This window comes from Bacillus sp. AFS029533 (assembly GCF_002585125.1).
Lineage (GTDB): Bacteria > Bacillota > Bacilli > Bacillales > Bacillaceae_G > Gottfriedia > Gottfriedia luciferensis_B.
In genome coordinates this window covers 13,043-27,787 of sequence record NZ_NUQC01000036.1, presented here as the reverse complement: position 1 = coordinate 27,787, position 14,745 = coordinate 13,043, and the positions used below count along the sequence as shown (strand labels likewise).

Here is a 14,745-nt window from a genome sequence, read left to right as displayed (position 1 = left end):
ATTTAGACTATTATACAACATAATTTTGCACTAATTGCCTAAATCGTCATTAATTTCAATAAAAATAAGCCGCTTTCCACATTTGGAAAAACGACTTATTCATTCAACAATTATAATATTTCAATATATCCTTCAGTTCCATGAACACGAATTCTTTGCCCATCTTTTATCAGCTTGGTAGCATTCTCTACACCGACAACTGCAGGTAAGCCATATTCTCTTGCGATAACTGCTCCATGTGTCATCAGTCCACCAACTTCAGTGACCAGTCCTTTTATTGCAACAAATAAAGGTGTCCAACTTGGGTCAGTAAATGAAGTAACTAATATGTCACCCTCTTCTAAGTTTGCATCTTCCATATTTAAAATTACACGTGCTCTTCCTTCAATTACACCTGAAGAAACAGCCAAACCTACAATGGCTTCAGGTGGAAGATTTTCTCGTTTGTATTCACCTACAATGATTTCACCATCAGATGTTATAACACGTGGAGGAGTTAGTTTATTAAATAATTTATACTCGTCTTTTCGTTTGTTAATGATTTGGTAATCTAGTTTTTTTGTACGAACGACTTCGTGAAGTTCTTCAAATGTGAGATAGAATATATCTTCAACTTCAGTAATGACATTCTTTTTAACAAGTTGTTCGGCTTCTTTCAATAAAGCTAGCTTATACACAAAATAGCGACTAATCATTCCATACTTTGGATATTCTCGATATCCAATAAAATTCCTGATTAGACTAATAACTTCCTTTATCTCTACCGCTTTTTGTTTACCATCTGGTAATTCCATCAATCGTTCTACAAGCTCTTGTTCTTTTTTCAATGCTTTTTCTAGCCCTTGCTCAAATTTCCGTCTACTTGCATGCGGCTCAAAGTTTTTGATGTTACTAAGAATCATTGGTATGAGTGTAGTTGGTTTTTCGCTCCAACGAGTTCTAGTCAGATCAATTTCACCAGTACATCGCATGCCATATTTTCTCAGATATTCATCGATTGCATCTTTCGTTTCCTGTCCACCCTCAAATTTAATCAATTCATCCAAAAAGTTATCATCTTCTATATGTTGCAAATAATCGACTACTTCTGGATAAGGACGAATTACATCTGCAACATCCATTAGTGCTAGACCCATTTCTGAAGTAATATTATTTGGTACAGATTGCGTAATGATATCTCCTACATTCTTTTCATGTAACCACTCGTTTACTTTTTCATTGATCCATTCTGTCGCATTCATAGCAGACATAAAGACTGCCGAACTTCGTGGGTCAAATAATAACTCTCGTAATTTCTGAAGATCTTCTAAAATAAAATCCATTAAATCTGATCCTGATTTCATTTGAATGGTTTGTTTTAATTCTTCGATTGAGGTTTCGTTTTTCTTAATCAAATCAGATACAATTGTTGGATCGTTTTCAATCAGTGCTTTAAAACTCGACGACGATTGTGCTTGATCAGTTCTAGTTGGTGTCGGTGCTTGATTCACAGGTGATGATGATTCGATAAAATCTTCTTGGCCTACAACCTTTAATAGAGCGTCTTTTAAGAGCGGATCTGATTTTCCTATAGCCTCTATAAACATTTTTCTTCTGTCAGGTGAAGCAAGATTTTGTGAGATATCAACAAATAATCTACCTCCAGCTTTTCGCATAGGTGCCCTAGACGTTAACATCCAAAACGATAATCCCAACGGTTTGATTGGATCGGTCATCATCTGTTGATGTCCAACAGACAGATAGACGTGATCTTCTTTGTCATCAACTTCAGGAATCGGATATAGAGTTGTGATTGGACGACTTTGGACAATATAAAATATATCTTCTACTAAACACCATTCGATATCTTGTGGAAAACGGAAATAAGCTTCTATTTGTCTACCAATTTGTGCAAGTTGTAAAATTTGTTGTTCAGAAAGTGTTTGAGCCATTTGTTTTTTGGAATCAATCTGCTGTGTCTCTGTTCCGCCTTCTTTTCGACCATAAATAGCCAATTTTTTTGTCGCGATTCTTTTATCGACGATTTCATTCCCTTGTACTTTATAACAATCGGCCGATACTAAACCAGAAACTAGAGCTTCTCCAAGTCCGAAACTTGCATCGATTGATAGTACCTTTCGATTAGAAGTAATAGGATCAGCAGTAAATAATATCCCTGAAGCCTGTGGGAAAACCATTTTTTGAATAACAACGGATAAATAAACTTGATTGTGGTCAAATTCATTTTGCATACGGTAGATTACCGCTCGATCCGTAAATAAAGAAGCCCAGCATTTACTAATATGTTGTAAGATATTTTCTTTACCAATAATATTTAAATAAGTATCTTGTTGGCCAGCAAAAGAAGCATGTGGTAAATCTTCAGCAGTTGCACTAGAACGCACTGCATAAGCAAGTTCCTCACCGAATTTGGAGAGATAGGTAGAAACTGCATTTACAACATCGGAAGGGATTACTGCTTCTAATATAATTTCTCGAATCTTCCTGCTAATCTCACTAATTTGATCTCGATCTTTTACATCTAACCTACTTAGTTGATCCAATAAAGCATGGTATGAATCGTTTTGTTCGATGGCTCTTTGAAACCCAGCTGTTGTAATACAAAATCCTTCTGGAACTTTTATATCTGGAATTTTTGATAATTCTCCTAAATTTAAGCCTTTTCCGCCAACGAGTAAAAGTTGGTTTTTATCAATCTCCTGGAAATCGAGAACTAAAGAATTCATTCCACATCTCTCCTAACCTTTAATGTCTATTGATTTTATCAGTAGAAAATAAGAAGATAAAGTCTATTTTACCCTTTTTTTTTATGGTATAATTAAAGTAGGAAGAGTATGTAACAAAATCAAAACAACAAAAATTGAATTAACTTCTATACATAATGAAAAAAGCACAGAAATTAATCTGTGCTTTTTTCTATTCAATTGATGCGATTGCTTTTCTTCCAAATTGTTTATTATATAACTCTTTATATAATCCATTTTGCATTAACAATTCTTCATTTTTGCCTTCCTCAACAATTTGACCATCCTTTAACACAATGATGTGATCCGCGGCCATAATAGTTGAAAGTCGGTGAGCAATTACAATGGACGTCTTATTTTTTAATAATCCTTGTATTGCACTTTGAATATAAAATTCAGATAAAGTATCTAATGAGGAAGTTGCTTCATCAAGAATAATGATTTCAGGATTTTTCAATAATACACGAGCGATTGAAATTCTTTGTTTTTCGCCTCCTGAAAGTTTAATTCCTCGATTCCCAACAATTGTCTCATATCCATTTGGTAAGTCCATTATGAAATCATGAATATATGCAGCCTTACAAGCATTTGTAATCTCTTCATCTGATGCATCAGGGCTTGCATATAATAAATTTTCTTTAATCGTTCCATTAAATAAATAGCTATCCTGTGTAACAAGTCCAATATGAGACCTTAATGATTCTAGCGTGAATTCTCTAATATCACGACCGCCAATTTTGATTGAACCTGAAGTGAAGTCATATAAACGAGGGATTAAATTGGTAATGGTTGTTTTACCAGCGCCACTAGGTCCAACTAATGCAGTCATTGTACCAGATGGAGCAATAAAGGAAATATTCTGCAAAGCCGTTTTATCTTTCTGATAAGAAAATGATACATCGTTAAATTCTATATCTAAATGAGTAACATTCATTTCCGTCGCATCATCACGATCTTTAATCGTTAGTTTCATATCAAAATATTCAAAAATTCGTTCGAATAAAGCGATTGAACTTGTAATATTTACATATAGATTTGTTAATTGTCCAACTGGCCCGTATAAACGACCGAGTAAAGCAACAAAGCTAATAATAGCCCCAACTGTAATCTGACCATGAATAAATAAATATCCACCATATAAATAGATGAGCATTGGGCCGATGCTAGTAAAGGTTGATAAAATCATCATAAACCAGCGCCCTGCCATAGATTCCTTTATTTTAAGATTAGTAGCCTGTACATTAATCTCATCAAAATTTTTAAATTCCCTTTGTTCCTTTGTAAAAAGCTTCATTAGTAAATAACCACTAATATTTAATGTTTCTTGTATAATATGATTTTGCTCACTTGTTTTTTCCTGTGTCTGTTTTGCAATATTCCAACGAACATTCCCCATTTTACGAGTCGGTAGAATAAATAATGGTACAATAATCAATCCTAGTATTCCAAGCCTCCAGTTCACAATTAACAAAGTGGTAGCTGTAGAAATAAGAATGAATAAATTATTAGCGAAACTTACAATCGTACTATCAAAAACAGCTTTAACACCAGAAATATCAGCCGTCATTCGGGTGATTACTTCACCTTGCTTTACGTTTGAATAAAATTGGTATGGCATTTGTTGTAAATGAAGATACATCTGGTTTCTCATATCGTAAATAATTTTTTGAGAAACATATGCATTTAAATAATTTTGCCACACACCCAATAACTCTGAAATAATCGTCGTACTAAGAGAGGCAAGTACGAGATAGATTAGGAGACTTAAATCTTTATTTGGTAAGGCTGTATCAACAATATGTTGAATGATGATAGGCGGTAAAATGCCTAATACTGAAGTAACTAATAAAATAAGCACAACAAGTGTTGTTTGCTTCCAATATGGAATAAAATATTTTGCAATTCTGAGTAGTATTGCCTTTGTTATATTTGGTTTTTGAGCGTTTTTATCATATTTCATTCGCCCAAAACCATGAGGACCCATCGGAGGTCCACCACCCCATCCTGACATAATTAAACGTCCTCCTTATTTCGAACAATTAGTTTGTTCATTTGATAAATCAGTTAAAATTTTTTTTTGCATGTCTATAAGTATAGTAAGCTCATCCTGTGAAAATTGTTCCAGTGAATTTGCTAAACTCTTATATGCTTCTGATTCTTCGCGATAGCGTTGACATAATTCTTCTCCATCTGGCGTTAAAAATAATTGAGTTTCTCTGCGATCAATAGCTGACGTTTCTCTTTTTACATAATTTTTCTTCTCCAACTCATCAATACTAAGACTCACTCTGCTTTTAGCAGTTCTAATACGTTCAGTTAGTTCTTTTTGTGAGAGCCCTTCATTATTTCGAATTGAATTGAGAATAATTAACTGTTGGAAGGTTAATCCAAGTTTAGTTGCAGTTTGTAAGTTTATTCTTTTAAGTTGGCGCGCAATTGAAACAAACGAATTTGTTAAATCGATTGCTTGTTGAAAATTTGGCATCATATCACCTTTCATATTAGTTTACTTTATAAACTGTTTACATTGTAAACTAATAATAAATCTTTATTGTTCATTTGTACAATTAAAAGTTATTAATAAAAAAGACAATAGGATATTTTCTACTGCACTTCCTAATTTATTCAGTAATTTGTTATATCTTATATGAAGTGTATTCAAAGGTGATTTGTGAAATAATTGAAGGTAAGGATCGTCAGAAAAAATGGAGGTTAATTAAGAATGGCAGATAACACCCCGATTAATGGCTCAGTAAAGATGCATTTTATGCTAAAATCTATTCCCCCAAGAACAACCTTTCAACAGGACATGACAGATGAAGAACGGAATATTATGGGAAAACATATTGCTTATTGGACGGGAAAACAAAACCAGGGAATTGCTCTAGTGTTTGGACCGGTTCGAAATCCTTCATCACCTCATGGAGTTGCAATCATTGAAGTTGAAAATGAAGCGCAAGTCCCAAAACTTATCGAAGAAGATCCAGCTGTGATTGCTGGGATCATGACAACGGAATATTATCCGATGCTTGCAGTACTACCTAAACAAACTTTATGACGTAGCTGTTGAAAAAAAGAACGAAATAAAAAAAGCAATCGGATCAGAAGTGAACTGTTCAATTGCTTTTTTTATTTCATCTATTTTATTTACTTTTTATAATTTTAGTCACTTATTTTAAAGTAAGTATCCTTAAAAAAGACCTGCTTCTTTTGCTGCTTCAAAACTAACTCTTGTAAATTCAACTGGATCTAAATTAACATTCTCCCAATGCATATACATTAAACGTGGTTTATCAAACAGCCAATGGTTATGAACTGCTGTCACGATAATTCCTCTTTTTCGTAAAGCTGTCATTAATGGGTTAATCTCTTTCTGACGGACAACAGATTAGCCAAGGTTTAACCCATTATCTTCAAAAGATAACATGAAAGGAAGTGCTAATGGAGAACGAGTCCTACGACCTAAAATAGTCGCATTAATATCACGTAGACGCATAATTACACATACAGGTGTAGCTTGAACGACTTCTCCTCCAATCATATCCGCAAGTCTTTGACAAGTTGACATATTCATCACTCTCTTCATTCTTTTTATTTTTTACTCAGTATCCTATGAAAAAAATGAAGGGCGAGTGCCTATCTTAATCCTTAACTAATCATCGTAAATAGCTACTACTACACAATGATTTCTAATTAAAAATTAAAGAAAATCCTTTAATTTCCATTTAAATAAGTGAAAAGACCTATTTTTTTAGTAAGACAATTTGATTATCTTAATTTAAATTGTTATTATATAAACATTAAATGTGTTCAAGCACATAAGGAGGAAGTAAAAATGGAACATGGTAAAGTAAAATGGTTTAATGCAGAAAAAGGTTTTGGATTCATCGAGCGTGAAAATGGTGATGACGTATTCGTTCACTTCTCAGCAATTCAATCTGAAGGATTCAAATCATTAGATGAAGGTCAAGCAGTTACTTTTGATGTAGAACAAGGACAACGCGGACCACAAGCTACTAACGTAAAAAAAGCATAATTTAAAAAATTAAAAAGTCAGATTCTATTTGTAGAATCTGACTTTTTTTATTTAATAAAAAATAAAAACCCCCTATTCAATTAAGAATAAGGGGAAATTCAAACGTGGAGATCTGGTAAAGAAATGGTTTAAAGTATTATAGCCTATAAAAAATGAATACACAACATTCATTTTATACCTTCATTAAGTTAATTTTTCACAATATTATGTGTATTTGTATCTTGAAAGTGTATGAGAATTATTAATGTTATACTCTTAAGATCATCGATCATCCTACAAATAATTTGTAACTTAATTGAATTTACAGGACAACACCCCTTCTGTGTCGAATTATATAATTTAGAAGGGAGATGTGAAAATGAGTAAGGAAAATCTTTTAAAGAACCTTCGACTTGCTACAAGAGGAAATTTCTTTATAATCGACATTAAAAATTCCTTGGAAAATGATACAAATATAATTGAAAAACTAGCTAAGGAACTAGAACTAGATGGATTAATCAAATTAAAAGAGTGCACACAGTTAGAAGATTCACTCTTTTTAAGTGGAATACTTAAATATGCATCCAAATAATTTGGATGTTTTTTTTATTGTTGAACAAGTTAAATATGAAATAGATACTCGATTTCAGTATCAATATATAATGGATTAATTTTAAATTAGCATCATTATATTCTAAATGGAATTTAAAAGTAGGAACACTAGCAATAATTGAGCTTTGCTAATGTCTTATAAAAGGGGTTTCGTTTCATACACGGTTTGAAAATTTTAATTTTTGTAATCTTCCTTTGTAAGTTGAGTGAAAGATTTTTAGCCGAATAATAGTTCTTTGGCTTGGCTTTCTGATATGCCTTTAACTAATTCAAGTTCGCTTATAAAAATTTTACTTGCGTTACCTAACATTTGTTTTTCACTTGAATTAAGAGATTTTTCTTTATCTATACGCATTAAATCACGTACTACTTCTGCGCCTTCTTCAATATTACCTGTTTTCATTTTCTCAGTATTTAGCTTGAATCTTTGTTTGTATGATAGAGATCGATCAGATTCTCCATTATGGAAATTTATTAATATATTGTCGAGTGTATTTGAATCAACGACCATTCGAATTCTTGAATTACTCATTTTTGAAATTGGAATCATTACTTCCATCTTTTTAATTAGTAATCTTATAATAAAATACTGCTGTATTTCACCTTGTACTTCTTTTTCTTGAATAGATTCGATTACACCTGCTCCTTGCATTGGATAAAAGATGTTATCACCAACTTCAAACATTATCTACACCCCCATTTAATTATGAACCTATCTAAGCATAACATTTATTATTTTTTTGTCAAAATAAATATTTTACCAGTATTAAATAAGTCATGTCAATAAGTAAATGTTTTTTTTAGCTAGTGTTTTTATTTTTAAAATGAATGTCTAAGAATTAAGTGAAAATTGATCATAAAAAATATGTAATTTTTCACCAATATTTAGGTGGATTTGATTTTCTTTACATTTAATGTTAAGATTGGATTATAACAACGTGTGTAAAGCGCACTAGGAGGAAACAAAAATGGAACAAGGTAAAGTAAAATGGTTTAATGCAGAAAAAGGTTTTGGATTCATCGAGCGTGAAAATGGTGATGATGTGTTCGTTCACTTCTCAGCAATTCAAACTGACGGATTTAAATCATTAGATGAAGGTCAAGCAGTTACATTTGATGTAGAACAAGGACAACGCGGACCTCAAGCAACTAACGTTAAAAAAGCATAATTAAAAAAATTAAAAAGTCGGATTCTAATAATAGAATCTGACTTTTTTTTATTTAATAAAAATAGTAACCCCCTATTCATTTAAGAATAGGGGGAAATTTAAACGTGGAGCTCAGGTAAAGAAATGGTTTAAAGTATTATAGCCTATAAAAAATGGATATACAAATTTCTACTAAAAGAACATCGTTAGTAAACTATTAAGATTATTCATTTTTTTAATCATTATCTAATGTTTACCTGTATTCTAACATGATATTAAGAAAAATGAGGATAATCGTATAATGATTTTCCTCTATTCGTTCTTTAAATATGTTCTGATTCCAGGATCAATACTTTCAAACTACAATTTTAATGAATTAGATACTTTTGAGTCCATTTCCAAATCATTTTGTTTTCCAATCGGTTTCGCAGCTTTTGAAAGCAGTCCAGAGATCGTTACAGCAATAAGTACGAAAATCAGAGCACGCAGTAGCCCTACTTGTTCACCAATAATTCCTAAAAATGGTGGTCCTACTAGGAATGCGAGGTAACCAGCCGTCGATACTGCACTTACTCTTGCAGCTACCCTGTGAGGATCATCTCCAGCAGCGGATAATCCAACTGGAAAACCAAATGCTGCCCCAAGCCCCCAAAAAACAATACCAATCGTTGCTACTACGAAACTATGGCTCAGTATAACAATAATCAGTCCAACAAAAGCCAAAAGTGCTGATGCGCGCAAAACGATAACTCTACCGAATCGGTCTAATATTTTATCACCTATCGCACGTCCAATTGTCATTGAACCGACAAATATACCATATGCAACAGAACCCATAGCTGGTGTAACCTTATATCCATCAACCATAATAAGTGGTAACCAGTCATTTGCTGATCCTTCAACGAAAGCCATTCCAAGTACAATAATACCGATCATGATTGTTCGTCGCTCTTTCCATACGGCCATATATTCCTTCGTTCTGTTTACTTTAAAAGAGTCACTAGCAGCTTCTCTACCTGTGTCAGCAGGTATGAAACGGTATAAATACAAAACAGTCAGAACGATAACTAAGGCTGTAAGGGACAGGTGAATAGGTACAGAGATTCCCGACTTAGTCATTGTCGAACCAAACAATGCTCCAAGAAGCGTACCCAAACTAAACGCAGCATGAAAACCAGTTAAGAGCGACTTTTGAGCAGCTTTCTCAACTGCGGTTCCCTCTACATTCATCGCTACATCACATATCCCTTGCCCAAAACCAAAAACAACTAGCCCTATAAATACAATTAAACTATTTGTCAGCCATGAACCACTGATTCCAACAATTAAAAGTCCGATAGAAACTACTAATAGACCAAAAACCATGACAAAACGTCCGCCCTTTTGAGCGATAAGAATACTGGCACTTATCAATCCGATGATCGACCCTACGGAAAGCCCAAATATGATTACACCCATCTCTGCTGTTGTAGAACCAAGCGCATCTCTAATAGCAGGCGTACGAGATACCCATGATGCAAATGCAAATCCAGTCAGAGCAAAAATAAAATAAATTGCGACCCGCCATAATTGAATTTGGCGGCTATTTAATAAAGTTTCCATATTTAACCTCCTAGTTATAACGTTAAAACTTTTTAAATGTGTTTAAAAAGTATAAAAAAACAAACTTATTAAACTCGTTTAAAAAGTACCGAATCAATTACCTAATTACCATTTTAATAAGTTAAATTGTCAATTCAATAAGATTTCCTTCTGGATCTTTAATTACACTCTCATAGTACCCATCACCAGTTCTACGAGGACCATTTATAAGAGGATAACCGCTATTTTTAAATTTGGCACTCATCTGATTGACAGCGTCTTCACTTCCTAAGGAGATTGCAATATGAGCCCAACCAATTTGATCTTCGAGGTTAGCCTTAACAATGCCCTCTTTACGCATAATTTCTAATCGTGCGCCAGATTCAAAGGTAAGAAAATAAGATTCAAATTTCTTTTCACTATTATGATATTTATTGTTAGACTTACAATTAAAAAATGTTTCGTAAAACTCCCTCATCCCTTCCAAATCCTTAACCCATATAGCAACATGTTCAATTTTCATTTATTTTAACTCCCCAATATCATTTTTTCTAAATTTTAGTATTAAATGAACTCACACTCCACCTTATATGACTCCCTTTTAAATATTCAATCGATCATAAGTTTAAGACAAAGACTTTGTAATCCAAATAAATAATCTTGTTTCCAATCACTCGTCGTAAGTACAGGAAGATGTTCGGACGGAATATAATTTGAGCTAGCAATTCTAATTTTATCTAATATTACGTTTTCAACTTCATCTTTACAAAAAATGATGAAATGAGGATTAATGATCGCTACAAATGAGGCGACTAATCTGCTGATTGCATCAATTTCATAGTCTTCACTTATTATTAGGTTTTTAAGTCCTCTTCTATTTCCTAATGCCTGCCCAAAATTTCTTTCATCATATTGAGGTACGAATGAAACCTCACCTGAGAAAAATGTATTTCCTCTTACAACATCTCCATTTACCATAATTCCTGCACCTGGACCGTTTTGACCTGAATACAAATAAACAAGGGATTGTTTATCTTTTATTCCTCTATTATTGTGAAAACCTAAAACAGCTGCATTCATATCATTCTCTACTATGACAGGAATCGAAAAATGTTCTTCATAATATTCTTTTAAATTAATGTTTTGAAACTGTTCATATCCAGGTATATAAAACACCTTTCCATTATTAACCGCCGCTGGTACTCCAATCGACATTGAACTGATTTTCGGATATTTAGTTATGATCTTTTCAATGGTCATCGTTAAAAAATGCAAACTATTATCTATTAATGCACTCGGTGCTTTGCCTTGTTCCTTTACTTCACCAATACAATTAAAAATGATATAGTTCGTTTCAGTTCCCTCTAAAAATATTACTAAACCTAACATATGTTCAGGATTGTAAGAGTATCTTTTTGCTCTTCTTCCACCACTAGAATGATCTAATCCGACTAAAAGAACTTCTCCTTCTTTTTCCATTTCTGTTAGAAACTTACTAATTGTCGGGAAACTAATTTCTAGACTTTGACTTAATTCAACTTTAGTTGCACTGCCTAATTTTAAGAGCGTAGTACGAATACCACGAAGAACCATTTTCTTCATATTGCTTGGAGTTGCTAAAAATTCATTCACTAAATTCACCGCCTTAAAAAACTTATTAAACGCCTTTAATAAGTTGATGACCTTAATTTACCATATACACTTGATTAAAACAATTGAAATTGAATTAAATGAAATTAAACCGTGGTGGTATGATTTAGCAGTTCTCCATCTCTTTTTTTCTTCGTATAGATTTTGGTCTATTTGCATGTTTGAAAATCGATTTATTTATTTTTTTAGTAACATATCTTTTAATTTCATTTATAAAAAATAAGCAACTGAAAACAGTTGCTCTAAATCACATCTATACCAATACTTACAGTAAATACTAATAGAACCCAGTACATTTAATATTTCATTTTGGTTAATCTAAATATAGATATTCACGGACTTTAGTGTATATCTTAACCATACTAATATAGTTGTGATAAAATCCAAAACAAAATTGATTTATATTATAGTTTTCATTTCTAATATTTGTATAGATTCTAATAATCATGAACTTCTATATAGCAACGAGTATAAATAAATACTTATATAATTAGAAAGGAAAAATCCTTTGTCCATACTCCTTACCTTAATCGTACACCATCGTTATCTATTGTTATTTTCAGTGAATCTACTTGAACTTATTGCATTACCTATTTCAGGGGAAATCACTATGAGTTATACAGGGTATCTAATATACCAAGGTAAAATGAGTTATATTCTTTCTATTTTCATAGCAACATTGGGTGCTGTTATTGGAATTACTGTATCTTATTTGATTGGTAATAGATTCGGATATAATCTTATTCTAAAGTACGGAAAATATATACACTTTGGTCCCGAACGATATAATAAAACCGCAAAATGGTTTGATCATCATGGTAATAAACTCTTGGTATTTGCTTTTTTTATACCTGGGATTCGCCATTTTACCGGGTATTTTAGTGGGATTTCCCGATTACCTTTTAAAATATTTGCACGAAATGCATATATTGGTGCGTTTCTTTGGTCTATTACCTTTGTCACTCTTGGTAAGGTTCTTGGTCCTCAGTGGGAGAAATTTCATCACTCTGCAAGTAAATACCTTGGAATAGGAATAGTTGGTCTTTTAAGTTTTATTGTAATTTTATTCATGCTAAGGAGATACAAAACATCCTTAAAATACTTTTTAAATAATTATATAACTTCATTTTCAACTCGTTTTTTTTTATCATTAAAAAGAATTGAAATTTTTATAATTTGCCTTGCTGTTTTGTTTTTAAGTATGCTTATTTTTACTTTAGGATTGAGTGAACAATATTTACACAATGAGTTTAAAGAGTTAAATGAAGTTAGTATATATATAATAAATGAACTCTTTGGAGACAACTGGAATTTCATAATGAAGGGATTACTTGTTCTTCAAATACCTTTAATTTTGCTTATTATTTCAATGGTTTCTTTAATCTTACTATTTGTTAATAAGAGAAATTTAATATTGGAATTCTTATTTTTTATAACATCTATTGTTGGCGGTGTGATATTTAAAGAAGTAATTACGCATGTATTTCATTATTTAAAACCTAATACCGGCTCTTTATTACACTTTGAGTTTCCAAATGAACAATCTTATATGTCAATTGTCGTCTATGGTTATTTTGTTTTTGTATTGATGCGCCATTTAAAAAACGATATCTTTACTCGAATCAAATTAATCACTCCAATTTTAGTTTTATTTCTTTTAATATTAATTGGAGTAGCAAATATTTATTTCTCAATTCAAATTCCAAGTGACCTTATAGCAGGATATACATTTGGAGCAGCATGGTTATTTTTAAACTTATTACTACTTGAAATACTTCGTCTCATACAACAATATAAGACATTTCCAAACAAACGCGCCATTTAGACATTAATATATATATATCTATGGATCTGAGTGCTAGGATGGATTTATAACCTATGTTTTTTATAATCATTCAATGGAATACTTCATTCTACTTACATTAGCTGAGTGTTACGAAAGAGTATTATAGTTAGTAAGATCCAATTTAAATCTTATAAATTTGAGGTATTTTAAATGAATTTAAAGTATTTTTTGTCGATTGCTTTTTTAATTAGTCTTTTGTCACTTTTTGGTTTTGGACTCATGGTATTACTAGTGAGCAATCATAGTATATATCATTTTGATAGTACAGTTATCAACTTTATACAAGGGCTTGAATCACCCTTCATGACATCTTTTATGAAATTAATAACTTTTTTAGGTTCAAGCGTATTTATAATTCTACTTTCTATAGGTATTCTATATTTTCTTTATAAAGTTTTAGATCACCGTTCTGAATTAATATTATTTATTGCCGCTCTTATTGGCTCAAATATTCTTTGTATTTTATTAAAACTCTTCTTTCATAGGATGAGACCTGATTTACACCGTTTAATTGAAATAAGTGGATTTAGTTTTCCGAGTGGGCATGCAACTAATGCTATGACAGTTTATGGAATCTTAGCATTTATATTGTGGAGAAATATTCGTACAAAATCTGGGCGTTCTCTATTGATATTAATAAGTTTCATAATGATTCTTTTAATTGGTATAAGCAGAATTTATTTAGGAGTTCATTTTCCAAGCGATGTAATTGCTGGCTACTTTACTGGAGGATTTTGGATTAGTATTGCCATTTGGTATTATCAGCGCTATAAAGAAAAGCAATATGAACGAAAACAATGCGCTTAAAGGTTTTATTACTTATAGTAAAAAAAGAAATTTTATATTTGTTCGGATTGATGAGAGAAGCCTTGCATTATACAAACAATAAAGAGAGAGTGCCGTAACTCTCTCTTTTTCATTTGCTTAATATTATGATATTCCTTCAAAAAATTATGTTAAATTTCGTAGATTCTATTATGAAAATTCACTTTAAATTTCATTAAAACAATTTAATTATTAACCACTTATACAATCAAAAAAATGCCTAAATATAAACAATAATAAATTTTATAGCCAATCATTAAATTATAGTGAAATTGATTAAAAAAATATAATCTTTTTTGCTTTTTTACTGTGCTATTATATAGC

14 protein-coding genes and 1 pseudogene are annotated in these 14,745 nt (G+C 31.8%); 6 read left to right on the top strand and 9 right to left on the bottom strand.

Going from position 1 to position 14,745, the window contains the following annotated elements; all coding sequences use genetic code 11:
- Window positions 1-110: 110 nt before the first annotated feature.
- The 3 genes from ppsA to COE53_RS18565 form a co-directional block, all read right to left on the bottom strand.
- On the bottom strand, window positions 111-2,726 hold the full coding sequence (gene ppsA / locus COE53_RS18575) for a phosphoenolpyruvate synthase (RefSeq protein WP_091021300.1): 2,616 nt from the start codon (window positions 2,724-2,726) through the stop codon (window positions 111-113).
- A 190-nt stretch (window positions 2,727-2,916) separates the two neighbouring features.
- Complete coding sequence (locus COE53_RS18570) at window positions 2,917-4,755, bottom strand: ABC transporter ATP-binding protein (protein WP_254664563.1); 1,839 nt, start codon at window positions 4,753-4,755, stop codon at window positions 2,917-2,919.
- A gap of 15 nt (window positions 4,756-4,770) precedes the next feature.
- Window positions 4,771-5,229 carry a MarR family winged helix-turn-helix transcriptional regulator gene (locus COE53_RS18565; protein ID WP_025568374.1) on the bottom strand — a complete coding sequence of 153 codons (459 nt, stop codon included), beginning with the start codon at window positions 5,227-5,229 and terminating at the stop codon, window positions 4,771-4,773.
- 237 nt (window positions 5,230-5,466) lie between these two features.
- On the opposite strand from COE53_RS18565, the gene COE53_RS18560 reads away from it, so the two are divergent.
- Window positions 5,467-5,802, top strand: a complete 336-nt coding sequence (locus COE53_RS18560; RefSeq protein WP_091021301.1) for a YciI family protein — start codon at window positions 5,467-5,469, stop codon at window positions 5,800-5,802.
- Window positions 5,803-5,934: 132 nt separating this feature from the next.
- Here the strand turns inward: COE53_RS18560 and COE53_RS24430 are convergent.
- Both COE53_RS24430 and COE53_RS24425 read right to left on the bottom strand, forming a co-directional pair.
- Window positions 5,935-6,117, bottom strand: a pseudogene (locus COE53_RS24430) (DUF1259 domain-containing protein); the annotation flags it as partial.
- Window positions 6,118-6,132: 15 nt separating this feature from the next.
- Complete coding sequence (locus tag COE53_RS24425; protein ID WP_286143672.1) at window positions 6,133-6,312, bottom strand: hypothetical protein; 180 nt, start codon at window positions 6,310-6,312, stop codon at window positions 6,133-6,135.
- 267 nt (window positions 6,313-6,579) lie between these two features.
- On the opposite strand from COE53_RS24425, the gene COE53_RS18550 reads away from it, so the two are divergent.
- Window positions 6,580-6,780, top strand: coding sequence for a cold-shock protein (locus COE53_RS18550; protein WP_025568372.1), 201 nt, complete (start codon window positions 6,580-6,582; stop codon window positions 6,778-6,780).
- A gap of 358 nt (window positions 6,781-7,138) precedes the next feature.
- Window positions 7,139-7,351: a hypothetical protein gene (locus tag COE53_RS18545; RefSeq protein WP_025568371.1), complete on the top strand. Its 213-nt coding sequence runs from the start codon at window positions 7,139-7,141 to the stop codon at window positions 7,349-7,351.
- Between the two features lie 237 nt (window positions 7,352-7,588).
- On the opposite strand, the gene COE53_RS18540 is transcribed toward COE53_RS18545, so the two are convergent.
- A complete protein-coding gene (locus tag COE53_RS18540) occupies window positions 7,589-8,056 on the bottom strand; it encodes a CarD family transcriptional regulator (RefSeq protein WP_025568370.1) in 468 nt (155 codons plus the stop codon).
- A gap of 283 nt (window positions 8,057-8,339) precedes the next feature.
- Between COE53_RS18540 and COE53_RS18535 the strand changes: the two genes are divergently transcribed.
- A complete protein-coding gene (locus tag COE53_RS18535; protein ID WP_025568369.1) occupies window positions 8,340-8,540 on the top strand; it encodes a cold-shock protein in 201 nt (66 codons plus the stop codon).
- Between the two features lie 339 nt (window positions 8,541-8,879).
- Here COE53_RS18535 and COE53_RS18530 read toward each other — a convergent pair whose 3' ends face one another.
- From COE53_RS18530 to COE53_RS18520, 3 genes are all read right to left on the bottom strand, one after another.
- Window positions 8,880-10,121, bottom strand: coding sequence for an MFS transporter (locus COE53_RS18530; RefSeq protein ID WP_091021302.1), 1,242 nt, complete (start codon window positions 10,119-10,121; stop codon window positions 8,880-8,882).
- Window positions 10,122-10,242: 121 nt separating this feature from the next.
- A complete protein-coding gene (locus COE53_RS18525; RefSeq protein WP_025568367.1) occupies window positions 10,243-10,623 on the bottom strand; it encodes a VOC family protein in 381 nt (126 codons plus the stop codon).
- Window positions 10,624-10,709: 86 nt separating this feature from the next.
- Complete coding sequence (locus tag COE53_RS18520) at window positions 10,710-11,732, bottom strand: ROK family transcriptional regulator (RefSeq protein WP_483295438.1); 1,023 nt, start codon at window positions 11,730-11,732, stop codon at window positions 10,710-10,712.
- A 580-nt stretch (window positions 11,733-12,312) separates the two neighbouring features.
- On the opposite strand from COE53_RS18520, the gene COE53_RS18515 reads away from it, so the two are divergent.
- Together COE53_RS18515 and COE53_RS18510 are read left to right on the top strand one after the other, a co-directional pair.
- Complete coding sequence (locus COE53_RS18515; protein WP_139226476.1) at window positions 12,313-13,575, top strand: VTT domain-containing protein; 1,263 nt, start codon at window positions 12,313-12,315, stop codon at window positions 13,573-13,575.
- 171 nt (window positions 13,576-13,746) lie between these two features.
- A complete protein-coding gene (locus tag COE53_RS18510; RefSeq protein WP_025568365.1) occupies window positions 13,747-14,403 on the top strand; it encodes a phosphatase PAP2 family protein in 657 nt (218 codons plus the stop codon).
- The last annotated feature ends 342 nt before the right edge of the window (window positions 14,404-14,745 follow it).